This is a genomic window from Microbacterium sp. R1 (assembly GCF_015159725.1).
Classification (GTDB): domain Bacteria; phylum Actinomycetota; class Actinomycetes; order Actinomycetales; family Microbacteriaceae; genus Microbacterium; species Microbacterium oxydans.
This window is the reverse complement of the sequence record NZ_JADDUD010000001.1, coordinates 2236079-2258790: the sequence shown is the minus strand read 5'-3', so window position 1 is coordinate 2258790 and position 22712 is coordinate 2236079. Positions and strand designations below refer to the sequence as shown.

The following is a 22712-nucleotide window of genomic DNA, read 5'->3' as shown; positions in this document are numbered from 1 at the left end:
GGTGTCGTAAGCAGCGGTTAGGCTCGAAGGACGATCTCTGATCCCCCCTAGGAGGACGCGCATGGCCCGCATCGGTGAAAGCGCTGACCTGTTCAAATGCTCTTTCTGTGGAAAGAGCCAGAAGCAGGTGCAGCAGCTCATCGCCGGCCCCGGTGTGTACATCTGCGACGAGTGCGTCGAACTGTGCAACGAGATCATCGAAGAGCGCATGGCCGAGTCGTCTGCCGACGGGGTCGCCGAGTTCGAGCTTCCCAAGCCGCGTGAGATCTTCTCCTTCCTTGAGGAGTACGTCGTCGGCCAGGAGCCGGCCAAGCGCGCTCTTTCCGTCGCCGTCTACAACCACTACAAGCGCGTTCGCGCCCACGGCACTCTTCAGACCGCTGAGCAGAAGGCCGAAGAGGTCGAGATCGCCAAGAGCAACATCCTGCTCATCGGCCCGACCGGCTGTGGGAAGACGTACCTCGCACAGACGCTCGCGAAGCGGCTGAACGTCCCGTTCGCCGTTGCCGATGCCACCGCTCTTACCGAGGCCGGCTATGTCGGCGAAGACGTCGAGAACATCCTCCTCAAGCTCATCCAGGCCGCCGACTACGACGTCAAGCGCGCCGAGCAGGGCATCATCTACATCGACGAGGTCGACAAGATCGCCCGCAAGGCGGAGAACCCCTCCATCACGCGCGACGTCTCGGGCGAGGGCGTCCAGCAGGCGCTCCTGAAGATCATCGAGGGCACGGTAGCCTCGGTGCCGCCCCAGGGTGGTCGCAAGCACCCGCACCAGGAGTTCCTGCAGATCGACACGTCCAACGTGCTGTTCATCGTCGCCGGAGCCTTCGCGGGTCTCGAAGACATCGTGTCGGCCCGCGTCGGCAAGCATGGAATCGGCTTCGGTGCTCCGCTGCACGACAAGGGCAAGGACCTCGACCTGTTCAGCGAGGTGCTTCCGGAAGACCTGCACAAGTTCGGGCTGATCCCCGAGTTCATCGGGCGTCTGCCGGTCGTGACCAACGTGTCACCGCTCGACCAGGATGCGCTGATCGACATCCTGACGGGCCCGCGCAACGCGCTGGTGAAGCAGTATCAGCGGATGTTCGAGATCGACGGCGTGCAGCTCGAGTTCGAAGAAGAGGCACTGCGCTCCATCGCCGACCTCGCCGTCGAGCGCAAGACCGGTGCTCGCGGTCTTCGGGCGATCCTGGAAGACGTGCTCGGACCCATCATGTTCGAGATCCCCTCCGCCGAGGACGTGGCGAAGGTCATCGTGACCCGCGCTGCCGTCGACGAAGGCGCACCGCCCACCATCGTGATGGAGCGCAAGCGCAAGAGCGCATGAGCGCGGAGCCGGCTCCCTGGAAGACGGTGGCGCGCGAGACGCTCGTCGCCGACCGGTGGATCCGCCTCCACGCCGACGAGTGCGTGAATGGCAGCGGTATGTCGATCGCCCCGTACTACGTGCTGGAGTACGGGGACTGGATCTCCGTCCTCGCCCTGGACCGGAACGATGACGCCATCGTCGTCGAAGAGTATCGGCACGGTGCAGGCGTCGTGGCCGTCGGCACCATCGGCGGGGGAGTAGAGCCTGGTGAGTCGCCGGAGGCTGCGGCGCGCCGTGAGCTGCTCGAGGAGACCGGGTATGCCGCCGACGATCTCATCGATCTCGGATCGACCTGGGCGAACTTCGGCAACCACACGAACCGGGTGCATCATTTCCTCGCACGCGGGTGTGCGCGCGTCGCGGAGCAGTCTCTCGACGACAGCGAGTCGATCGTCGTACATGTGCTGTCGCTCGATGGACTCGGCGACCTCCTCCCGCAGAGCTACCACCAGCTCACCTGGTACAAAGCCATGGACCAGCTCGGACGGTGACTCCGAACGAGGCTCTGCGCGTGACGGGTTTCGTCAGCCGATCGGCATGATCAGGTCCGTACGCAGTTCTGGTGCCGGAGCGCTCGGGTCGGACACGTAGATCTCGATCCAGATCCCCCCGGGACGAAGCCCCTGCGCCGACGCGCGCTCGACGAGGGCGGCCCATGCGCCACCCAGTTCCTCATAGGAGCCGAACAGCGTGGTCGCGACCGCGGGTCCTGAGGGCAGTGTCGAAGCGACGATGACGCGGCCGCTCGCGGTGGGGATGGGGTTCGCCGGTGCCGTCTGCACGGGGAAGCCGAGTTCCAGGTCGAAGACGCCCATCGGATCGCCGTGATACACCGCGAGTGCCGGGCCGGTCGGGACGAGCACGCCTCCGGCGAAGGTGAGCGCGATCGCCGAGTAGCCGGCGTCGAACGCCTCCGGGAGATCGGCGAGGCGGATGCCCTCGTGGCGGATGACGGCGAGGGGGACGGACTCGAGGTCGAGGCGGTCCGCAGGACCGAACGGGGCGTCGCGAAAGGCGTTCATGCGCTCAGCGTCTCACGCCTCAGTCGCCCAGTCCACGCCTCTTCAGGAGCGGATCGATATCCGCATCGCGGCCCCGGAAGTCGCGGTATGCCTCGAGAGGATCCTTGGAACCTCCCACGCCGAGGAGTCGTGCGCGGAATCTGTCGCCGTTCGCCCGGGTGAGACCACCGTTCTCTCGGAACCAGTCGACCGTGTCGGCGTCGAGCACCTCGCTCCAGATGTACGAGTAGTACCCCGCGCTGTAGCCGCCGGCGAACACGTGGGCGAAGTAGGTGGATGAGTACCGCGTCGGCACGGTCGGGTCTTTCAGACCGATGTCCGCCAGAGCGGCGGCCTCGAAAGCGGCGACGTCGTCGACCTCGGCATCTGTGCCGAGACGATGCCAGGCCTGGTCCAACCATGCGGCAGCCAGATACTCGCTGGTCGCGTGCCCCTGATCGAACGTTTCGGTCGCTCGCAGGCGCTCGACGATCGAGGGATCGAGTGGAGCGCCGGTCTCGTGGTGACGCGCGTAGTTCTCGAGGACCTCCGGCCACAGGATCCACATCTCGTTCACCTGGCTCGGGAACTCGACGAAGTCGCGGAACACGTTCGTCCCCGCGAAGTGTGGGTAGGTGACAGTCGCGAAGAGGCCGTGCAGAGCGTGTCCGAACTCGTGGAACAGCGTGGTCACCTCGTCGAGCGTCAGGAGCGTCGGCTCCCCTTCTCCGGGAAGCGGCACGTTCAGGTTGTTGACCACGACCGGAGCGGTGCCGCGGAGTCGCGACTGGCTGACGATCGCATTCATCCACGCGCCGCCGCGCTTGGAATCGCGCGTGTACAGATCGAGCACGTAGAGACCGACCGGCGAGCCGTCGGCGTCGCGCACCTCGAAGACGCGCGCGCCGGGGTGATACGCGGCGAGGTCATCGCGCTCGGAGAACGTGACGCCGTAGAGCTGCCTCGCCGCGAAGAAGACGCCATCCTGGAGCACGCGCTCCGCTTCGAACCAGGGCCGAAGCGCGCTGGAGTCGATGTCGTATCGTGCAGTGCGCACCCGCTCGGTGTAAAAGGCCCAGTCGTGCGCCTCGACCGGGAACGGGATCTGCTCGGTCTCGTCGACGATCGTCTGCAGAGCTGCGCGTTCGGCCAGGGCGTTGCGCGCGGATGGTCCGGCGAGGCGTCGGAGCATCCGCTCGACCGCCTCCGGGCTTCCTGCCGTCTCATCCGCGGTCACGGCGGCAGCGTGCGAGTCGTAGCCGAGCAACTGTGCACGCTCCGCCCGCAGACGCACGATCGCGAGAAGGACCGGACGGTTGTCGTTCGCGTTGTCGCGAGACCCGCGTGCGAGCGAGGCCGCCATGATGCGACGTCTCGATTCCCGCGGGCGCAACTGCGCCAGAGCAGGGTGGCCTGTGAAGAGCGGGAGAGTGATCAGGAGCTTTCCGTCCAAGTCCCTGTCCGTGGCGGCACGTGCGGCAGCGGAGAGCTCTCCCGCGCTCAATCCGTCGAGCTCGTCGGCCGTGTCGAACACCACGGCCAGGTCGTTGGTGTCGTTCAGCAGGTTGCGCTCGAACGTGTTGGTCAGGGTCGACAGCTTCTGGTTCATGGCGGTCAGCCGCGCCTTCGCTTCGTCGTCGAGGCCCGCACCGGCCAAGGTCATCTCGCGATGACGGCGCTCCACGAGGTTCCGCTGCTCCGGATCGAGGTTCAGTGCGTCGAGCTGCTCGTACACCTGCTGCACACGCCAGTAGAGCCGGCTGTCGAGCGTGATCGCATCCTCATGCGCTGCCATGAGCGGCGCGAGCTGCTCGTCGATCTCCTGGATCTCGGGCGTCGCATCGGCCGAACTCACCGTGTAGAAGGTGTGCGCGACACGATCCAGCAGCTCGCCGGATCGCTCCAGCGCCTCAAGGGTGTTCTCGAACGTGGGCATCGAGCGCACCACGGTGATGCGCTCGATCTCGCGGAGCTGCTCCTCGAAACCCGCCTGGAAAGCGGGGAGATAGTGCTCCGGCCGAATCGCGGCGTAGTCGGGGAGCCCGTAGGGAAGCGTCGACGGCTGCAGCAGCGGATTGGTGGCGTCGGTCATCCTCCGAGCCTATCCACCGCGCCGGGCGTGCTCAGGAGCCGCTCTCGCTCAGGCGCGTCATCACGCCGCGAAGGGCTTCCACGACCACGCGGACCGATCGACGACGAAGTGTCTCGGGCCGCGCGAGCACGTCGATCATCCGGTGCGTGCTCACACCTTCGAGAGGGACGCGCACGAGGTCGCGGTCGTCGACGCTGCGCGAGGTGAAGCGCGGTAGCATCCCGATCACCCCTCCGGCGGCCACGACGGCCGACACCGCGCCGTAATCGTTGATGCGGTGTTGGATGTCGACGGGCCGATGGGCCACCGCCGATACGGCACGGAGCACGTCGTCGGGGGAGTAGCCGATGCGACTGGTGACCCATCGCTCTCCTGCGACCTCGGCCGGTGTGAGGCTGGCACGACCGGCGAGCGGATGTGAGGCCGCTACCGCCACGTCCAGGGGCTCGCGGATCAGGGTGAGGCTGCGCACACCCTGCGCGGGCCACGGTTCGGAATGCTCCATGCGGTGCGCGAGCACGAGGTCGTAGCGTGCTGTGAGCGCAGGGAAATCCGTCTGCGCGACATCCTCGTCCGTGAGCTGCACCGATGGCGCGTTCGCTGCGGACGACAGCTCCCGCACGAGTGCTCCGAACAGCGCCTGCCCGACGCTGTGGAACCCGCTGATGCTCACGACTCCCGTCGCAGAACCCTCGAAGTCGTCCAGGGCGTGTCGTGCCGCCGCCATGGCGTCGATCGCCTCGGCGCCGGCAGTCGCCAGTACTTCGCCGGCGGGTGTGAGGGCGAGCGTGCGCCCGACTCTGCGGGTCAGCGGTGTCGGCACACCACGCTGCAGGGTTGCGAGCTGCTGGGAGACGGCAGATGGAGTGACTCGGAGCGCGTCGGCCACGGCGGTCACACTGCCGAGGGCGCCGAGCTCTCTCAGGATCTGCAACTGATGGAGTTCCACGAGAACAGTTTAGCGGCGGCTACATGGACGGTGCAGACGATGCCGATTGATCTACAACCGTGGATGCGATGTGATCGAGATCATGAAGGCACTGTCCGCATGAGAGCACTGTTCAAAGGCGCGCCTGGCGCGGGGCTCGAGCTGGTCGAGCGTCCCGAACCGAAGGCCGGCGCCGACGAGGTCGTCATCCGGGTGCTGCGCACCGGCATCTGCGGAACCGATCTGCACATCCTCCGCTGGGATGACTGGGCGGCGTCGGCGATCGCCGCCCCGCTGATCCCCGGTCACGAGTTCTACGGCGAAGTGGTGGAGGTCGGACCCGGCGTGCACGACATCTCCGTGGGTGATCGCGTCTCCGGTGAAGGCCACATCGTCTGCGGGACGTGTCGCAACTGCCGGGCAGGGCGCCGGCAGATGTGCATCCGGACGATCGGTCTCGGTCTGCAGCGGGACGGTGCGTTCGCGGAGTACCTCGCGCTTCCTGCGGCGAACGTGTGGGTGCACCACGCCGAGGTGACTCCCGAGCTCGGCGCGATCTTCGATCCGCTCGGCAACGCGGTCCACACGGCGCTCACGTACCCGCTCGTCGGAGAAGACGTGCTCGTCACCGGCTGCGGCCCGATCGGGCTCATGGCCATCGCCGTCGCCAGGCACGCCGGGGCGCGGTTCATCACCGCGACGGATGTCAGCGCACCGCGTCTGGAGATGGCTCGTCGGATGGGCGCCGACGAAGTCGTCGACGTCTCGGTCCGCGATATCAGGGAGGCGCAGCAGGCGCTCGGAATGCGCGAGGGTTTCGACATCGGATTCGAGATGAGCGGTGCGCCATCGGCCCTCCCCGCCATGATCGACAACATGAACCACGGTGGGCGTATCGCGATGCTGGGTCTGCCGAGTGCCGGGTTCGGGATCGACTGGGGCAAGCTCGTCACCCACATGCTCACGATCAAGGGGATCTACGGACGCGAGATGTTCGAGACGTGGAACGCCATGGGGGCGATGCTGCAGACCAGTGCGCCCCTGCGGGATGCCATCGGCCGAGTGATCGCCGAAGTCGTCCCCGCTCGTGAATGGGAACGCGGATTCGCCGCCGCCGAATCGGCGGGAACGGGCAAGATCATCCTCGACTGGACGGAGTTGTGATGTACGGGACCTTTCAGAAGCATGTGTCGGACGAGCTGGCGGCGATCGAGGAGGCCGGCCTGACCAAGCGCGAGCGCGGTATCCGCGGGCCGCAGAACGCCGAGATCACCGCTGACGGCGCTGACGTGCTGAACTTCTGCGCGAACAACTACCTCGGTCTCGCCGACGATCCGCGCATCCTCTCGGCCGCGACGACGGCCCTGGAGGAGTGGGGCTACGGCCTCGCGAGTGTGCGCTTCATCTGCGGCACGCAGGAGCAGCACCTCGAGTTGGAGCGCCGCCTCGCCGACTTCCTCGGCACGGACGAGGCCATCCTGTACTCGTCGTGCTTCGACGCGAACGGGGGAGTGTTCGAGACACTCTTCGGACCCGAGGACGCCATCATCTCCGATGAGCTGAACCACGCCTCGATCATCGACGGCATCCGACTCTCGAAGGCGAGGCGGCTTCGTTACCGCAACCGGGACATGGCCGATCTCGAGGCGCAGCTGCAGGCGGCAACGGACGCCCGATTCCGTGTGATCGTGACGGACGGCGTGTTCTCGATGGACGGCTACATCGCGCCCCTCGCCGAGATCTGCGATCTCGCCGACCGTTACGACGCTCTCGTCTTCGTCGACGATTCCCATGCGGTCGGTTTCGTCGGCGAGAACGGTCGTGGCACACCGGAGCTCTGCGGAGTAGCCGATCGTGTCGACATCTACACCGGAACCTTCGGCAAGGCGCTCGGGGGCGCATCGGGCGGGTACGTCGCCTCGCACGCCGAGATTGTGGCTCTGCTGCGCCAGCGTTCTCGTCCCTACCTGTTCTCGAACACTCTCGCCCCCGCGATCGTCGCCGGCACGCTGACCGCCCTCGATCTCGTCCAAGGGTCCGCGGACCTTCGGGCGCGGCTGCGTGCGAACGCGTCGCTGTTCCGCGAGCGCATGACGGCGGAGGGCTTCGATCTGCTTCCGGGCGAACACCCCATCGTCCCCGTCATGTTCGGGGACGCGGCGAAGACGGCGCGGATCGCTCAGGAGATGCAGGCGCGTGGCATCTACGTGACCGCGTTCAGCTTCCCGGTCGTGCCGCGCGGCCTGGCACGGATCCGCGTGCAGCTGTCGGCGGCGCACACGGCGGAGCAGATCGAGTATTGCGTCGGCGCCTTCGTCGCCGCGCGCGACGCAATCGACTGAGCACATGCAAAGAAAAGCTTGCAAAGAATCCTTTGCAAGGGTATCTTTGCATTCATGACGAACGAGACGCAGGTCAGGACGCTCGACGCCAGCGCGCTCAAGGCGCTGGCACACCCACTGCGGGTCAAGATCTTCGACATCCTCGCGGCGCGAGGTCCGCAGACCGCCAGCTCCCTTGCGGCCCTCGTGGGAGAGACATCGGGATCCACCAGCTATCACCTGCGTGCGCTTGCAGCTCACGACCTGATCCGAGAGGTGGAGGGGCGAGGCACGGCGAGGGAGCGATGGTGGGAACGGCCCAAGGGGCGCATCGACGTGCCCGGCCCCGATGAGATGACCTCGCCGGCGAACCGCGCCGCGGCGCAGATCGTCACCTCGGAGTTCTTCCGCGTCCGCCACGAGACCCTCATGAGCTACCTGAACCGACCGCAGGCCGAGGTCCCCGAAACGTGGCGAGACGTCGGGATCACGATCACCACGCACCTCGACATGACACCGGAGCAGGCGATGTCGCTCCGCGAGGAACTCGAAGCCATCGTCGAGAGCGCCATCGAGCGGTACCGGGGCCAGGAGGGGCCGGACGTGCGGCGGGTTTCGCTCCGCGCCGAGCTCTTCGATCTGCCGACCCCGCGCACGACCTCGCCCGCCGTCGACAACGAGGAGGCATCATGACCGCGGCAACTCTCCATCTCGTCGCACCGACGCGAACCGAGCGTCGGCTGCTCCGACTGGCCGATCGGCTGACGGCGTACGTCGAGAATCGGATCTCACATCGCGCGGAGCGGCGTGAGCTCTCGCTCGATCTGCTGCGCGAACAACAGACCCGCCGGCAGGACCCCCGTGCCGTCGACCATGCCCTCGCGCAACGGGGAGTGACCCGCCGCTGACGCCGTGGCCCGGGGCCGCGCGACGAGACCCCCTGATATCCGCACGGGTGTCAGGGGGTCTCGTCCCGATGGCGGGGTGCGGTTCAGTCGGCGAACGGGCGGGCGACGACCTCACCGGACGCGGTCTGGAGTACCTCCCAGCCGGCGTCGAGCTCGGCGATCGCACGCCCTTCCAGCCAGGTGAGGGTCCAGTGGCCGGTGAGGCCCTGGGACTCGACCTCGGCGATGGCGGGACGCAGCGCTTCGGGGACGGAGGCGGGCGGCTGTGCACCCGCGGCCCAGCGCGTGCCGAGCTGCATCAGGAGGCCTCGATCGGGGCGAGCTCGATCGCGGTGACCGCGAACTCCTCCGCCTCGGTGATCTCGAGCTCGGCGATGCGGCCGACCGCGCGGAGGTCGTCCGCCGCGGCGCGCAGGGCCTCGACCTTCGCTGCGGGAGCGGCGATGGCGGCACGGGAGACCGGGGTCTTCTGCGACGCCTTCGCCTCGGTCTTCGCGCGCCGGATGCCGATGAGCGCCTCGCTCGCGGCGGCCAGCACGGCCGGGTCGCCCTCGATGCCGAGCTTCTCGGGCCACGCTGCGGTGTGCACGGAGCCCGCCTCGAACCACGACCAGGCCTCCTCCGTGGCGAAGGAGAGCACCGGCGCGAGCAGGCGGAGAAGCGTGGACAGCGCCAGACGCAGCGCGAGGGCGGCCGAGGCCTGGCCCACGTCGTTCTGGTTGTAGGCGCGCTCCTTCACGAGCTCCAGGTAGTCGTCGCAGAACGTCCAGAAGAACGCCTCGGTCAACTCCAGCGCCCTGGCCGCGTCGTACCGGTCGAAGGCGGCGGTCGCCTCGGCCACCACCCCGTCGAGCGCCGTGAGCATCGAGGCGTCGAGCGCGTGCGTCACCTGCGCGCCCGCGGGCACCGGGAACGACAGCACGAACTTCGCGGCGTTGAGCACCTTGATCGCCAGACGCCGGCCGATCTTCACCTGGGTCGGGTTCTGCGGGTCGAAGGCCGCGTCCATGCCGAGTCGGCTCGAGGCCGCCCAGTACCGCACCGCGTCAGAGCCGTGGGTGTCGAGTACGTCGGCCGGGGTGACGACGTTGCCCTTCGACTTCGACATCTTCTTGCGGTCGGGGTCGACGATGAAGCCGGAGATGGCGGCGTTCTTCCAGGGGGTGCGGCCGTCTTCGAGCGTGGAGCGCAGCATGGTCGAGAAGAGCCAGGTGCGGATGATGTCCTGTCCCTGCGGGCGCAGATCGAACGGAGCAGTGAGCTGCCACAGTTCCTCGTCGCGCTGCCAGCCGCCCGCGAGCTGCGGGGTCAGGGAGGACGTCGCCCAGGTGTCGAGGATGTCGGCCTCGGCATCGAACCCGCCCGGCACCCCGCGCTGCTGCTCGGTGTAGCCCGCCGGGACATCCGTGGTCGGGTCGATGGGCAGCGCGGCCGCATCCGGGGTGAGCACCCGGTCGTAGTCGCGCTCGCCGTTCTCGTCCAACGCGTACCAGAGCGGGATCGGCACGCCGAAGAACCGCTGCCGGGACACGAGCCAGTCGCCGGTGAGGCCGCCGACCCAGTTCTCGTAGCGGACCCGCATGAAGTCGGGGTGCCACGCCAGCTCGGTTCCGTGCGCGAGGAGCTGGTCGCGCAGCTCGCCGTCGCGGGCGCCGTTGCGGATGTACCACTGCCGGGTCGAGACGATCTCGAGCGGGCGGTCGCCCTTCTCGAAGAACTTCACGGCGTGCTGGAAGGGCTTGCCGACGGCGGTCATGTCGCCGGTCTCCTGCAGCTTCTCCACGATCGCCTTGCGGGCGCTGAAGACGGTCTTGCCCGCCACGTTCTCCACGTACCAGGAACGCGCGTCGGGGTCTGTGACGATCGACGGCGCCTCGGCGAGGAAGCGGCCGTCGAGACCGATCGCCGTCATGTTCGGCAGGGACTCGCCGGCGGTGGTGCGCAGCTCGCGCCACCAGATGATGTCGGTCACATCGCCGAAGGTGCAGACCATCGCCGCACCGGTGCCCTTCTCGGGCTGGGCGAGGTGGTGGCCGTGGATCTCGATCTCGGCGCCGAAGTACGGCGTGCGCACCTTGGTGCCGATGAGGTGCTTGTGCGGCCCCTCGGGGTGGGTCACGATCGCGATGCACGCCGGGAGGAGCTCCGGGCGCGTGGTGTCGATCGCGATGGAGCCGGAGCCGTCAGCGAAGGGGAACTCGATCGTGTGGTACGCGGCCTGCTGGTCGCGGTCCTCGAGCTCGGCCTGCGCGATCGCGGAGCGGAAGTCGATGTCCCACAGCGTCGGCGCGAGGGCCTGGTATGCCTCGCCGCGCTCGATGTTGCGGAGGAACGCGAGCTGGCTCTGCCGGATCGTGTCGTCGGAGATGGTGCGGTAGGTCTGCGTCCAATCGACGCTCAACCCGAGCTGACGGAACAGGGCCTCGAACTGCTTCTCGTCCTCGATCGTGAGGCGCTCGCACAGCTCGATGAAGTTGCGGCGGCTGATCGGCCGCTGGTCGGCAGCCCGGCTCGACTTGTTGTCGCCGCCCTCGAAGGGAGGGGTGAAGTCGGCGTCGTAGGGGAGAGACGGGTCGCAGCGCACGCCGTAGTAGTTCTGCACGCGGCGCTCGGTGGGCAGGCCGTTGTCATCCCAGCCCATCGGGTAGAACACGGTCTTGCCGCGCATGCGCTCGTACCGCGCCTTGACGTCGGTGTGCGTGTAGGAGAACACGTGGCCGATGTGGAGGCTGCCGGAGGCGGTCGGCGGCGGGGTGTCGATCGAGTAGACGCCCTCACGGCCGAGCTCGGCGGCGCGCAGACGGTCGAACAGGTACGTGCCCTGCTCAGCCCAGGCGGCGTCCCACTTCGCTTCGAGACCTTCGAGTGCTGGCTTGTCGGGAATGGGGTTCTGCGCCGTTTCGGAAGCAGGCATGGAGGTCTCCTCGAGCGATGTATGCGGCACTGTGTGAGCGTGCCTGAGTGTGGGGTGTGCCGAACAGTCTACCGAGCGTCACGGTGACGGGTCGCCGGCGCAGATCGACCCCGTCCAAGAATCAGCCGTAGGATGGAGGGACCCCGACCCGCTCGTCCAGAGGAACCGTCATGCCCGCAAGATCTGTGCGCCGTCTCCTGCCCTTCGCGGCGCTCACCGCCGCCGCTGCGCTGGTACTCAGTGCGTGTGCTGCGCCCGGCGCCGATGGGGAGGGCGGGGAGCTCGTGTGGTCGATCGAGGGCGCGAATCTGTCCGCAGGGCACATGGATCCGCAGGTCAGCCAGCTCGATGTCTCCGGCATGGTGCAGCGGGCGGTGCTCGACTCCCTGGTCTTCCAGGAGGACGACGGATCGTTCAGCCCGTGGCTCGCGAAGAGCTGGGACGTCTCACCGGACAGCACGGAGTACACCTTCACGCTCCGCGACGACGTGACCTTCACCGACGGCGAGAAGTTCGACGCTGCCGCCGTCAAGGCGAACTTCGACCGCATCGTCGACCCCGAGACCGCGTCGGCCCAGGCAGCCAGCATGCTCGGCGCCGATTTCTACGACGGCACCGAGGTCGTCGACGATCACACCGTCAAGGTGACCTTCACGCAGCCCTACGCGCCGTTCCTGCAGGCGGCGAGCACGCCGCAGCTCGGCTTCTACTCGCCTGCCGCGCTGGAGAAGTCGGCCGACAAGCTCAAAGCGGGCGGCCCCGGGATCACCGTCGGCACCGGCCCGTTCGAGCTCACCGAGTACACACCCGACCAGGAGATCGTCTACACCCGCAACGACGACTACGCCTGGGGCCCGCACGACGCTGAGGCTCCGAAGTTCGAGACCCTGCGCGTCGAGATCCAGCCGGAGGCGTCTGTGCGCGCGGGCGTCGTCGAAAGCGGTGAAGCCGACCTGGCCAGCAACATCCCGCCGAACCTCGCGAAGGACCTCGGCGACGGCATCACGGTCGACTCGATCGAGTACCCGGGGCTGCCGTACTCGCTGTATCTGAACGAGAAGTACGGAGTCTTCGCCGACGAGAAGGTGCGTCAGGCGTTCGCCCGTGGCATCGACATCGACGCCGCGGTGGAGGAGATCTACTTCGGGCAGTTCCCGCGGGCGTGGAGCATCCTCGGGTCGACGACTCCGGGCTACGACGCGTCCCTCGAGGGCAGCTGGCCGTTCGACCAGGATGCGGCGAACACGCTCCTCGACGAGGCCGGCTGGACGGCCCGCGACACCGACGGGATCCGCATGAAGGACGGCAAGCGCCTCTCGGTGCGCTGGATCGCCTGGACTCCGGTTCCCGACGACCGTGCCGCGCTGGCCAACGCGATCCAGTCCGACCTCAAGGGGATCGGCTTCGAGGTCGAGCGCGAGGTGCTCGAACCGGGCGCCTACAACGAGCAGTACGAGCCGAAGACGTTCGACCTGACCGACTGGGGCTTCTCCGGTGTCGACCCCGACCTGCTGCGCAGTCACCTGCACACCGACGGGTTCCAGAACGCCTCACAGGTCAGCGACCCCGAGATCGATGCGCTGCTGGAACAGGCCGTCGCGACGAGCGATCAGGACACGCGGAACGGGCTTTACACCCAGCTGCAGGAGTGGAACGCCACGCACACCGCCATCGTGCCGCTGTACAGCCCGTCGGCGATCACGGCCGTCGGCGACCGCGTCGAGGGCGTCGAGTACGACCTGTACGGCCGTCCGCTGTTCTACGATGTGACCGTCGGCTGAACCGCCGGCTGAGCGGAGGGCACGGGTGGTGAAGGCTGCTCTCGTCCGCATCGCCGGCCTGATCGCCTCCGTCGTCATCGTCCTGTGGGGCGCCGCCACCGTCGCATTCCTCGCGTTCCGAGTGATCCCCGGAGACCCCGTGTCGGTGATGCTGGGACCTCAGGCACAGGTGAGTGAGGCGGTCAAGGACGGCATCCGCGCCGACCTGGGACTGGACCGGCCGCCGTGGGAGCAGTACCTCGGTTTCATCGGCCAGCTGGCCCGCGGGGACCTGGGGGAGTCGTACCAGCTGCGGATGCCGGTCACAGAGGTGATCGGACGCCAGCTGGGAGCGACGGTACAGCTCTCCGCTCTCGCACTGGTGATCGCCGTCGTGCTCGCCGTCGGGGTCGCCGTCCTCGTACGCGGCGATGCAGGACGCACGGCCGCCGCGGCGGTGGAGCTGGTGGTGCTCTCGTCTCCGGTGTTCTGGATCGGACTGGTCCTCCTCAGCGTCTTCGCCTTCGGACTGGGGTGGTTTCCGGTCTCCGGAGCCCGCAACCCCGCCACGATCGTCCTCCCGGCGGTGACGCTCGCGCTGCCGGTGGCCGCGCTGCTCAGTCAGGTGCTTCGGGACGGCCTCGTGCAAGCCGAGCGCATGCCGTTCGCTGAGACGGTGCGCGCGCGTGGGGCGAGTCCTTCGTGGTTCACGCTCCGGCACGGACTGCGTCACGGCGCAGCCTCCGCCGTCACGCTCGCCGCCTATCTGACCGGCTCCGTCCTCGGCGGAGCGGTGCTGGTCGAGACCGTGTTCGCCCGACCCGGTCTCGGACGCGTGACGCTCGCGGCGATCAGCGACCGCGATCTTCCGGTCATCACGGGGATCATCCTCCTGAGCGCCGTGGTGTTCGTCACCGTGAACCTGCTGGTCGAGATCGTGCACCCGCTGATCGACCCGCGTATCAGGGCAGCACGTGACCGGAGCACCCGATGAGGCGCGCGCAGACTGTGCTCCTCTGGTCGGCCATCGTGGTGAGCGCCGTGATCGTGTTCGCGGCGCTCTGGCCCGGGGTCCTCGCCACGCACGATCCACTGCAGACCGATGTCCGCTCCGCCCTGCTGCCGCCCGGCGCGGAGCACTTCTTCGGCACCGATCAGAGCGGGCGCGACGTCTACTCGCGGGTGGTCCACGGCGCGGGGAGATCGCTGGGCATCGGGCTCTTCGCCACCGGGGTGGCTCTGGTCCTCGGGCTCATGATCGGCGCGCTCGCCGGGGTCGCACCGCGGGGCGTCGACACCACCGTGATGCGGGTGAACGACGTGCTGATGGCGTTCCCCGAGTTCCTGGTCGCGCTGGTCGTCGTCGCCGTGCTGGGACCGGGGCCCGTGAACATCGCGATCGCGGTGACCCTGGCCGCCCTGCCGGTGTACATCCGGTTGGCGCGCGTGCAGACCCAGACGCTCCGCGTCACCGAGCACGTCGAAGCCGCGCGCATCCTCGGCGTCCCGCGCTGGCGCGCTTTCCGCAGGCACGTGCTGCCGGGCGTGCTCGGTGCGCTGAGCGTGCTCGCCACCATCGGCATCGGCTCGAGCATCCTCGCGGCCGCGGGACTCAGCTTCCTGGGCTTGGGTCCCTCAGAGCCGACGCCCGAGTGGGGATTGATGCTCGCCGGGGGCCGCAATGTGCTGGGCCAGGCCTGGTGGATCTCCCTCTTCCCCGGCGTCGCGATCACGCTGACCGTGGTCTCGGCCACCGTCATCGGGCGAATCCTTCGGGCTCGCGCAGACGGGAGGACAGGATGAACGCTGCACTGCAGGTTCGAGGACTCCGCATCTCGTTCGACGGGAAGCAGGTCGTGGATGACGTGTCCTTCGCCGTCGACCGCGGTGAGTGCGTCGCGATCGTGGGGGAGTCCGGCGCCGGCAAGTCCCTCACGGCGCGTGCCCTGCTGGGCCTGACTCCCGCAGCCGCTGACGTCACCCTGGACGGGCTCGTGGTGGACGGGAGGGATGTCGCCGGTCTCTCCGATCGGGCGTGGAGGGGCGTGCGCGGATCGGGAATCGCGCTCATCTCCCAGGACGCGCTGGTCTCCCTCGATCCCCTGCGGCGCATCGAGGCGGAGATCGCCGAGCCGCTCCTCCTCCACAGGGTCGTCCGGGGGCGGGCGCCGCGAGCGACACGTGTGCGGGAGCTGCTGGAGCGCGTGTGGATGCCCGAACCGGAGCGCCGCGCGCGACAGCACCCGCACGAACTCTCCGGAGGTCTGCGGCAGCGTGCGCTCATCGCGTCCGCACTCGCCGCGAACCCGGCCGTCCTCGTGGCGGACGAGCCGACCACCGCGCTCGACGCCACCGTGCAGGCGCGGATCCTCGGACTGCTGCGTGAGATCACCGACGCGGGGACGGCCCTCGTGTTCATCAGCCACGACTTCGCAGCGGTCCGTCGGATCGCCGATCGTGTCCTGGTGATGCGGAGCGGCGTGGTCGTGGAGTCCGGTCCGGTGGCCGAGGTGCTCGAGAACCCTCGACACGAGTACACGAAGCAGCTCATCGCCGCGACGATCCACGAGCCCCGAACCGCTGCGCCGACGGATTCCGCATCGGTGCTGAGAGTCGACCGCGTGTCACGGAGCTTCGGCACCGTGCCAGCGGTCGTCGATGCCTCGTTCGTCGTGAGGGACGGGCGGACGCTCGGCATCGTGGGGGAGTCGGGATCGGGCAAGACCACTCTCGCCCGCATGATCGTCGGCGTCGACGCCCCGGACAGCGGCGCCGTGGAGTGGAACGCACCGCGACGGGTGCAGTTGGTGCATCAGAATCCGCTCGGCGCCTTCGACCCGCGCTGGACGATCGGTCGATCGCTGCAGGAAGCGCTGGAGGCCGGTGGTGTGCCCCGCACCGCGCGCCCTGCTCGGGTGGTCGAACTTCTCGCCGAGGTCGGCCTGGCTCCCGCACTGGCCGGCAGACGTCCGAGTGCCCTTTCCGGCGGACAGAGGCAGCGGGCGGCCATCGCCCGTGCCCTCGCCGCAGATCCTGACGTGCTGGTGCTCGACGAACCCGTCTCCGCGCTCGACCCCTCGGTGCGGGAGCGGGTGCTGCGTCTGCTCGACGGGCTGCAGCGCGAACGCCGGCTGACGATGATCCTCGTCTCCCATGATCTGGATGTCGTGGGATCGGTCGCGGATGACGTGCTGGTGATGCAGGACGGCCGGATCGTGGAGCAGGGGCCGACGTCGGAGGTGTTCGCGGCACCGCAGCACCCGTTCACGAGAGAGCTGATCGACGCGAGCGGCGCCGTCAGTCCTTGACGAGGATGCCGATTCCCGCGGCGAGCACGGGTGCCAGCTGCTGCACCTGGAACGAGGTGAGCGTGGCACCGCGCAGGCTGTTGGCGTCGAGGTAGCCGAGAGCGTCGAGCCCGCGCAGATCGAGGTCTTTCGCCCGCATGCCCCGCGAGTCCACCTCGTCACTCGATGTGGACGTGAAGCGCACTCGCGTGAGCTCGGCCCGCGGCATGTCGATCGTGCGGATGGCGCACCCTGTGATCTCGAGATCGGTGACCTTCGCCGCACCGAGGTTGAGGTAGTCGATGCGCACATCGCGCAGGTCGAGCTCCGAGACATGCGCCTCACTGAGGTCGAGGGTCCCGATGCGGCCGCCGTTGATCCGCACTCGCCGCACACCCGCGTCGCGCATGCGCAGCGAGGCGATGCGCACCCCCGACATGTCGACGTCGACGACCGATGCCCCGGTGAGGTCGACGGCATCGGCGTCTGCGCTCACGACGCACTGCTCGACCGTCGAATAGGCGAGGTCGACGGTACCGGCCAGATCGAGTCGAGCGGCGACGAGGTCGGCACTGCGGGCAGCCCGAGCCGGTTCGAGCACCGGCGGCAGATCGGGCGCCGTGACGCGGGGAGACGCGGGGGAGTCGGAGGTGCGGGCCATGTTCCGAGCGTAGGGCGGGCCGACGACATCGTGCGCGGTCGCCATCCGGGAAGGACCGTACGCCGGGGAGCAGTGGGCACGCGTACACTGGTGGGACGAGCATCGATCCGGCCATCACCGGGGAGCTCTCGGAAGAACGGCGTGACCTTCGGGCCGCGCTCAGTAGAACCGAGCGGGGCAGGCCCGTCACAGCCGCAGTGAGAGTGGTCGCGCCGCAGGGCGCGGCACGCGAGGTGGTACCGCGGTCCGTGAGGGTCGTCCTCGCATGAGCATCCGCCACGACGACCACTGCGAGCCACGATGACCTACCCCCGTTCCGCCTTCGGCCCCGCCGCCGACTCCGTCGCGCCCAGCCCTCGCTTCCCGCAGATCGAGGAGGAGGTGCTCGCGTTCTGGGAGGCGGATGACACCTTCCGCGCGTCGATCGCGCAGCGCGAGGGGTCGCCCGAGTGGGTGTTCTACGACGGCCCGCCCTTCGCGAACGGCCTTCCGCACTACGGCCACCTGCTCACGGGGTACGCGAAGGACGTGTTCCCGCGCTTCCAGACGATGACCGGCCACAAGGTCGATCGCGTCTTCGGCTGGGACACGCACGGACTTCCCGCCGAGCTCGAGGCGATGAAGCAGCTCGGCATCACCGAGAAGGCCGAGATCGAGGAGATGGGCATCGACGTCTTCAACGCGAAGGCGAAGAGCTCGGTCCTGGCCTACACGCACGAGTGGCAGGACTACGTCACCCGTCAGGCGCGTTGGGTCGACTTCGACCGTGGCTACAAGACGCTCGACCTGGGCTACATGGAGAGCGTGCTCTGGGCGTTCAAGAGGCTGTACGACAAGGGCCTCGCCTATGAGGGATACCGGGTGCTCCCGTACTGCTGGCGTGACGAGACCCCGCTCAGCGCCCACGAGCTGCGTATGGACGACGACGTGTACCAGATGCGTCAGGACCCCTCCGTGACGGTGACCTTCCCGCTGACCGGAGCCAAGGCCGAGGCGCTCGGGCTCACCGGCGTGCGCGCCCTCGCCTGGACGACCACCCCCTGGACGCTCCCGACCAACCTCGCGCTCGCCGTGGGGCCGGACATCGAGTACGTGGTACTGCCGGCAGGCCCGAACGGCGCAGCGGACGTGCACCAGGCCGCAGGGACGACGGATGCCGCGATCGAGGCCTCGGCGCACCGATACCTGCTCGCCCGTCAGCTCGTCGGCGGATACGCGAAGGACCTCGGGTACGAGAGCGCCGATGACGCGCTCGCCGCCGTCGATGCGACGGTGCGCGGTGCCGACCTGCAGGACGTGACCTACGACCGGCTGTTCGACTACTACGCCGACGCCGAGACCTACGGGACCGAGAACGCCTGGCGCATCCTGGTGGACGACTACGTCACCGTCAGCGACGGCACCGGCATCGTCCACCAGGCTCCGGCCTACGGTGAGGACGACCAGCGGGTGGCCGGTGCCGCCGGCATCCCCACGATCCTGTCGCTCGACGACGGCGGCAAGTTCCTCCCGAACGTCACCGACGTCGCCGGCCAGCTGTGGATGGACGCGAACACCCCTCTGGTGCGCCTGATCCGCGAGAACGGCCGACTGATCCGCCTGCAGAGCTACGAGCACTCGTACCCGCACTGCTGGCGCTGCCGGAACCCCCTGATCTACAAGGCCGTGTCGAGCTGGTTCATCCGCGTGACGGACATCAAGGACGACATGCTCGCGAACAACGAGCAGATCACGTGGGTGCCGGAGAACGTCAAGCACGGACAGTTCGGCAAGTGGCTCGAGGGCGCGCGCGACTGGTCGATCAGCCGCAACCGCTACTGGGGCTCGCCGATCCCGATCTGGAAGAGCGACGACCCGGAGTACCCGCGCGTCGACGCCTACGGCTCGTTGGAGGACCTGGAGCGCGACTTCGGCACGCTTCCGCGCAACCCTGAGGGCGAGGTCGACCTGCACCGCCCGTACATCGACGACTTGACGCGTCCGAACCCGGACGATCCCACCGGCAAGAGCACGATGCGCCGCATCGAAGACGTCTTCGACGTGTGGTTCGACTCCGGTTCGATGCCCTACGCCCAGGTGCACTATCCCTTCGAGAACCAGGAGTGGTTCGACTCGCACTCCCCGGCGGACTTCATCGTCGAGTACATCGGACAGACCCGCGGCTGGTTCTACGTGATGCACGTGCTCTCGACCGCGCTCTTCGACCGCCCGGCGTTCACGGGCGTCAGCTGCCACGGCATCGTCCTCGGCAGCGACGGCTACAAGATGTCGAAGTCGCTGCGGAACTACCCCGACGTGTCCGAGGTGCTCGACCGCGACGGTTCCGATGCGATGCGCTGGTTCCTGATGTCGAGCTCGGTGCTGCGCGGCGGCAACCTCGCGGTCACCGAGGAGGGCATCCGCTCCGGGGTCCGCGAGTTCCTGCTGCCCCTGTGGAACTCGTGGTACTTCTTCGCCACCTACGCGAACGCATCGGGCGCCGCCGGCTACGAGGCGCAGTGGAGCACCGATTCCACCGATGTGCTCGATCGCTACATCCTCGCTCGTCTCGGCGACCTCGTCCGCGAGGTGCGTGCCGACCTGGAGGGTCTCGACTCCACGACGGCGTCCGCGCGGTTGCGTGACTTCGCCGAGGTGCTGACGAACTGGTACATCCGACGTTCGCGCGATCGCTTCTGGTCAGGCGTGACGGAAGACCCGAAGAGCCGTGAGGCGTTCGACACCCTCTACACCGTGCTCGAGACGCTCACCCGCGTCGCAGCGCCTCTCGTGCCCCTCATCAGCGAGCGCGTGTGGCAGGGCCTGACCGGTGGGCGCAGCGTGCACCTGACCGACTGGCCGGACGAGGCGCAGTTCCCCGCAGCGGACGAGATCCGCGACGCCATGGACGCCGTGCGCGAGCTGTCGAGCGTGGGCAACGCACTGCGGAAGAAGGAGAAGCTGCGTGTGCGTCTCCCACTCGCCCGCTTCACCGTGGTCTCGCCTCTCGCGGCGTCGCTCGGGCAGTTCGAGGACATCCTCCGCGAGGAGCTCAACGTGAAGTCGGTCGAACTCGTCGCGCTCGCCGATGACACCGCAGCGGAGTACGGCATCGCGCACCGCCTCAGCGTCAACGCCCGCGCGGCCGGTCCGCGTCTGGGCAAGGACGTGCAGAAGGCGATCCAGGCCGCACGCTCTGGCGACTGGAGCGAGGAGGCCGGTGTCATCACAGCCGGCGGCATCGCGCTGGAGCCGTCGGAGTACGAGCTCGTGCTCGAGACGACCGGCCGTCCGGAGGGGGAGGCTCTGGCCATCGTGCCGAGCGGGGGTTTCGTGCTGCTGGACACCAGGACGACCCCCGAGCTCGAGGCGGAGGGGCTCGCCCGAGATGTGATCCGCGCCGTGCAGGAGACGCGCAAGAACGCCGACTTCGACGTGAGCGACCGCATCCGGCTGGTGCTCCGATTCCAGGACGATGCGGACACCGCGGCCGTGGTCTCGGCGTTCGAGCTGGCAGGCATCGCTGCGGAGACCCTCGCCGAGGAGTACTTCGTGATCGACGCGCAGGGCGACTCGATCTTCGGTCACGGTGCGGTCCTCGCCGGTGCAGGAAGCGCGACGCCGGAGTTCTCCGCTGTGATCTCCGCCGGGACGTATGCGAACATCGGCGACTTCACGATCGACGTGACCAGGATGGGAGCGGGAGCATGAGTGCTGCTGACAGGGCGGATGCCGTCTACGAGGCGCTGCTGAGCCGAGCGGGAGAGCGCTGGGTGCAGCCGCGCAAGGAGCGCACCGCCCGGATCCTGGCCTTCCTCGACGACCCGCAGCGCACCTACCGCGTCGTGCACATCACGGGCACCAACGGCAAGACGTCGACGGCCCGGATGATCGAGAGCCTTCTGCGTGCGCACGATCTGCGTACCGGGCTGTTCACGAGTCCACACCTGGAGCGCTTCACCGAGCGCATAATGATCGACGGCGAGCCCATCGCCGACGAGGCCGTCGCGGACGCGTGGGACGAGATCGAGCCGTTCGTGGACATCGTCGACGCCGAGCTCGAGGCAGCCGGTGACGCTCCGTTGACCTTCTTCGAACTGCTGACCGTGCTGGCATTCGTCGCGGTCGCCGACGCTCCGATCGATGTGCTCGTGCTCGAGGTGGGCATGGGCGGCGAATGGGACTCCACCAACACGGCAGACGGCGACGTCGCGGTGTTCGCGCCGATCGACATCGACCACGCCGACCGCCTCGGCAGCACGATCGCCGAGATCGCCGAGGTCAAGGCGGGCATCATCAAGGAGGGCGCCGCCGTGGTGTCCGCTCAGCAGCCCGCGGAGGCCGCCGAGGTGCTGCGCCGGGTGGCTGCGGAGCGCAACGCCACCATCGCCTTCGAGGGCGAGGAGTTCGGTCTCGCCGAGCAGAAACTCGCGGTCGGTGGGCAACTGCTCACGATCCGTGGCCTGGCGGGGGACTACACCGAGGAGTACCTCCCGCTGTACGGGGCGCATCAGGGGCACAACGCCGCCCTCGCTGTCGCCGCGGTGGAGTCGCTGATCGGGGGCGCCACGCAGCGCATCGCGGCCGACATCGTCACCGCGGGCCTGCAGGAGAGCACTTCTCCCGGCCGACTGCAGCTGCTCGGCATCGCGCCGACCGTGATCGTCGACGCGGCGCACAACCCGCACGGCGCCAAGGCGCTCGCGCAGGCACTGGACGACAGCTTCGACTTCGACGAGTGGGGTCTGGTGCTCGGTGTGCTCGCCGACAAGGATGCCGCGGGCATCGTCGCCGAGCTGGCCCCGAGGGCGGCACACGTCTTCGCCACCGCTCCGGATTCGGATCGAGCGAGCGATGCTGATGCGATCGCCGATCTCGTGGAGCAGAGCGGCCAGCGGGCGACCGTGCACCACTCTCTCGCCGACGCCGCCGACGCCGCGCGCGAGTGGGCCGCCTCCTCCGACCGCCGCGCGGTGATCATCGCGGGCTCGGTGGTGCTCGCCGGAGAGGCGATCGCGCTGTCGCAGGACGAGGACTGGAAGGCGGGGTGGCGCGCATGAGCGCCGATGCCGCACCAGCGCGTCGTCCGCGCCCGCCGCGCACCCTCGTGCAGAAGCTCGCACCCGTCGTGCTGGGGTTCGAGGCGATCGTGGTCTTCCTCGTCGGACTCACGATCTTCGGGTTGCGTCAGCTCCCCGATGGCGTCGAGCAGTGGTGGGCGATCGTCGCCGGGGCGGTGCTCGCCCTCGCGTGCATCGCGATCGCGGGGATGATCACGAAGCCCTGGGCACTCACCGCCGGGTGGGTCGTCCAGGCCCTCGTCGCGCTGTCGGCGTTCTTCGTCCCCTCCATCCTGCTCGTCGTCCTGATTTTCGGCGGGATGTGGGCGTATGCGACCATCGGAGGGGCCCGACTGGACGCACGACGCCCCGTCGAGCCCTCGACCGAGACTCAGACCACGCAGATCTCAGACACAGAGAGTGAATGAC

19 protein-coding genes are annotated in these 22712 nt (G+C 68.4%); 13 read left to right on the top strand and 6 right to left on the bottom strand.

Annotated features, from left to right (window positions below):
* Nucleotides 1-61 precede the first annotated feature (61 nt).
* Both clpX and ILP86_RS11075 read left to right on the top strand, forming a co-directional pair.
* Nucleotides 62-1330, top strand: a complete 1269-nt coding sequence (gene clpX / locus ILP86_RS11080) for an ATP-dependent Clp protease ATP-binding subunit ClpX (RefSeq protein WP_046749262.1) — start codon at nucleotides 62-64, stop codon at nucleotides 1328-1330.
* The gene (locus ILP86_RS11075) at nucleotides 1327-1863 is read left to right on the top strand and encodes an NUDIX hydrolase (protein WP_193761917.1); all 537 of its coding nucleotides are present in this window, start codon (nucleotides 1327-1329) and stop codon (nucleotides 1861-1863) included. The genes clpX and ILP86_RS11075 overlap by 4 nt, the downstream gene beginning before the upstream one ends.
* Nucleotides 1864-1896: 33 nt before the next feature.
* Here the strand turns inward: ILP86_RS11075 and ILP86_RS11070 are convergent, their stop codons facing one another.
* From ILP86_RS11070 to ILP86_RS11060, 3 genes are read right to left on the bottom strand one after another with little or no spacing between them, the layout of a single operon-like run.
* Entirely contained in the window at nucleotides 1897-2394 is a 498-nt protein-coding gene (locus tag ILP86_RS11070) for a GyrI-like domain-containing protein (protein ID WP_058632258.1), read from the bottom strand.
* Between the two features lie 19 nt (nucleotides 2395-2413).
* Entirely contained in the window at nucleotides 2414-4465 is a 2052-nt protein-coding gene (locus tag ILP86_RS11065; RefSeq protein ID WP_193761916.1) for a M3 family metallopeptidase, read from the bottom strand.
* 31 nt (nucleotides 4466-4496) lie between these two features.
* Entirely contained in the window at nucleotides 4497-5414 is a 918-nt protein-coding gene (locus ILP86_RS11060) for a LysR family transcriptional regulator (protein WP_061016388.1), read from the bottom strand.
* A gap of 99 nt (nucleotides 5415-5513) precedes the next feature.
* Here ILP86_RS11060 and tdh point away from each other — a divergent pair, with 99 nt between their 5' ends.
* The 4 genes from tdh to ILP86_RS11040 are packed head-to-tail and all read left to right on the top strand — an operon-like array spanning nucleotide 5514 to nucleotide 8622.
* A complete protein-coding gene (tdh, locus tag ILP86_RS11055) occupies nucleotides 5514-6557 on the top strand; it encodes an L-threonine 3-dehydrogenase (protein ID WP_046749258.1) in 1044 nt (347 codons plus the stop codon).
* Nucleotides 6557-7735, top strand: a complete 1179-nt coding sequence (locus ILP86_RS11050; protein ID WP_058632261.1) for a glycine C-acetyltransferase — start codon at nucleotides 6557-6559, stop codon at nucleotides 7733-7735. Before tdh ends, ILP86_RS11050 begins: the two co-directional genes overlap by 1 nt.
* Before the next feature lie 54 nt (nucleotides 7736-7789).
* The gene (locus tag ILP86_RS11045) at nucleotides 7790-8407 is read left to right on the top strand and encodes a transcriptional regulator (RefSeq protein ID WP_193761915.1); all 618 of its coding nucleotides are present in this window, start codon (nucleotides 7790-7792) and stop codon (nucleotides 8405-8407) included.
* Nucleotides 8404-8622 carry a hypothetical protein gene (locus tag ILP86_RS11040; protein WP_058632262.1) on the top strand — a complete coding sequence of 73 codons (219 nt, stop codon included), beginning with the start codon at nucleotides 8404-8406 and terminating at the stop codon, nucleotides 8620-8622. Before ILP86_RS11045 ends, ILP86_RS11040 begins: the two co-directional genes overlap by 4 nt.
* Nucleotides 8623-8705: 83 nt before the next feature.
* Here ILP86_RS11040 and ILP86_RS11035 read toward each other — a convergent pair whose 3' ends face one another.
* Together ILP86_RS11035 and valS are read right to left on the bottom strand one after the other, a co-directional pair.
* On the bottom strand, nucleotides 8706-8921 hold the full coding sequence (locus ILP86_RS11035) for a hypothetical protein (RefSeq protein ID WP_046749254.1): 216 nt from the start codon (nucleotides 8919-8921) through the stop codon (nucleotides 8706-8708).
* A complete protein-coding gene (gene valS / locus ILP86_RS11030) occupies nucleotides 8921-11536 on the bottom strand; it encodes a valine--tRNA ligase (protein WP_193761914.1) in 2616 nt (871 codons plus the stop codon). The genes ILP86_RS11035 and valS overlap by 1 nt, the downstream gene beginning before the upstream one ends.
* A gap of 170 nt (nucleotides 11537-11706) precedes the next feature.
* Here valS and ILP86_RS11025 point away from each other — a divergent pair, with 170 nt between their 5' ends.
* The 4 genes from ILP86_RS11025 to ILP86_RS11010 are packed head-to-tail and all read left to right on the top strand — an operon-like array spanning nucleotide 11707 to nucleotide 16604.
* Nucleotides 11707-13317 (top strand): ABC transporter substrate-binding protein, encoded by a 1611-nt coding sequence (locus tag ILP86_RS11025; RefSeq protein ID WP_113681794.1) that lies wholly within the window; start codon nucleotides 11707-11709, stop codon nucleotides 13315-13317.
* Between the two features lie 25 nt (nucleotides 13318-13342).
* Complete coding sequence (locus tag ILP86_RS11020) at nucleotides 13343-14290, top strand: ABC transporter permease (protein ID WP_127012100.1); 948 nt, start codon at nucleotides 13343-13345, stop codon at nucleotides 14288-14290.
* Nucleotides 14287-15099: an ABC transporter permease gene (locus ILP86_RS11015; RefSeq protein WP_046749250.1), complete on the top strand. Its 813-nt coding sequence runs from the start codon at nucleotides 14287-14289 to the stop codon at nucleotides 15097-15099. The genes ILP86_RS11020 and ILP86_RS11015 overlap by 4 nt, the downstream gene beginning before the upstream one ends.
* A complete protein-coding gene (locus ILP86_RS11010; RefSeq protein WP_058632268.1) occupies nucleotides 15096-16604 on the top strand; it encodes an ABC transporter ATP-binding protein in 1509 nt (502 codons plus the stop codon). Before ILP86_RS11015 ends, ILP86_RS11010 begins: the two co-directional genes overlap by 4 nt.
* Here ILP86_RS11010 and ILP86_RS11005 read toward each other — a convergent pair.
* The gene (locus ILP86_RS11005; protein ID WP_058632277.1) at nucleotides 16594-17244 is read right to left on the bottom strand and encodes a pentapeptide repeat-containing protein; all 651 of its coding nucleotides are present in this window, start codon (nucleotides 17242-17244) and stop codon (nucleotides 16594-16596) included. The genes ILP86_RS11010 and ILP86_RS11005 overlap by 11 nt on opposite strands.
* 300 nt (nucleotides 17245-17544) lie before the next feature.
* Between ILP86_RS11005 and ileS the strand changes: the two genes are divergently transcribed.
* The 3 genes from ileS to ILP86_RS10990 are packed head-to-tail and all read left to right on the top strand — an operon-like array spanning nucleotide 17545 to nucleotide 22711.
* Nucleotides 17545-20934 carry an isoleucine--tRNA ligase gene (gene ileS / locus ILP86_RS11000; protein ID WP_193761913.1) on the top strand — a complete coding sequence of 1130 codons (3390 nt, stop codon included), beginning with the start codon at nucleotides 17545-17547 and terminating at the stop codon, nucleotides 20932-20934.
* The gene (locus tag ILP86_RS10995) at nucleotides 20931-22283 is read left to right on the top strand and encodes a folylpolyglutamate synthase/dihydrofolate synthase family protein (RefSeq protein ID WP_141369348.1); all 1353 of its coding nucleotides are present in this window, start codon (nucleotides 20931-20933) and stop codon (nucleotides 22281-22283) included. Before ileS ends, ILP86_RS10995 begins: the two co-directional genes overlap by 4 nt.
* Nucleotides 22280-22711: a DUF4233 domain-containing protein gene (locus tag ILP86_RS10990; RefSeq protein WP_218867904.1), complete on the top strand. Its 432-nt coding sequence runs from the start codon at nucleotides 22280-22282 to the stop codon at nucleotides 22709-22711. Before ILP86_RS10995 ends, ILP86_RS10990 begins: the two co-directional genes overlap by 4 nt.
* The last annotated feature ends 1 nt before the right edge of the window (nucleotide 22712 follow it).

Bases quoted from the DNA above. Each gene is read 5' to 3' on its own strand.
- ILP86_RS11010 (WP_058632268.1), top strand. From the start codon at position 15,096: ATGAACGCTGCACTGCAGGTTCGAGGACTCCGCATCTCGTTCGACGGG.
- ILP86_RS10990 (WP_218867904.1), top strand. From the start codon at position 22,280: ATGAGCGCCGATGCCGCACCAGCGCGTCGTCCGCGCCCGCCGCGCACC.
- ILP86_RS11070 (WP_058632258.1), bottom strand. From the start codon at position 2,394: ATGAACGCCTTTCGCGACGCCCCGTTCGGTCCTGCGGACCGCCTCGAC.
- ILP86_RS11025 (WP_113681794.1), top strand. From the start codon at position 11,707: ATGCCCGCAAGATCTGTGCGCCGTCTCCTGCCCTTCGCGGCGCTCACC.
- ILP86_RS11005 (WP_058632277.1), bottom strand. From the start codon at position 17,244: ATGGCCCGCACCTCCGACTCCCCCGCGTCTCCCCGCGTCACGGCGCCC.
- ILP86_RS11045 (WP_193761915.1), top strand. From the start codon at position 7,790: ATGACGAACGAGACGCAGGTCAGGACGCTCGACGCCAGCGCGCTCAAG.
- ILP86_RS11075 (WP_193761917.1), top strand. From the start codon at position 1,327: ATGAGCGCGGAGCCGGCTCCCTGGAAGACGGTGGCGCGCGAGACGCTC.
- ILP86_RS11035 (WP_046749254.1), bottom strand. From the start codon at position 8,921: ATGCAGCTCGGCACGCGCTGGGCCGCGGGTGCACAGCCGCCCGCCTCC.
- ILP86_RS11050 (WP_058632261.1), top strand. From the start codon at position 6,557: ATGTACGGGACCTTTCAGAAGCATGTGTCGGACGAGCTGGCGGCGATC.
- ILP86_RS11040 (WP_058632262.1), top strand. From the start codon at position 8,404: ATGACCGCGGCAACTCTCCATCTCGTCGCACCGACGCGAACCGAGCGT.
- ILP86_RS11015 (WP_046749250.1), top strand. From the start codon at position 14,287: ATGAGGCGCGCGCAGACTGTGCTCCTCTGGTCGGCCATCGTGGTGAGC.
- tdh (WP_046749258.1), top strand. From the start codon at position 5,514: ATGAGAGCACTGTTCAAAGGCGCGCCTGGCGCGGGGCTCGAGCTGGTC.
- ILP86_RS10995 (WP_141369348.1), top strand. From the start codon at position 20,931: ATGAGTGCTGCTGACAGGGCGGATGCCGTCTACGAGGCGCTGCTGAGC.
- valS (WP_193761914.1), bottom strand. From the start codon at position 11,536: ATGCCTGCTTCCGAAACGGCGCAGAACCCCATTCCCGACAAGCCAGCA.
- ILP86_RS11065 (WP_193761916.1), bottom strand. From the start codon at position 4,465: ATGACCGACGCCACCAATCCGCTGCTGCAGCCGTCGACGCTTCCCTAC.
- clpX (WP_046749262.1), top strand. From the start codon at position 62: ATGGCCCGCATCGGTGAAAGCGCTGACCTGTTCAAATGCTCTTTCTGT.
- ileS (WP_193761913.1), top strand. From the start codon at position 17,545: ATGACCTACCCCCGTTCCGCCTTCGGCCCCGCCGCCGACTCCGTCGCG.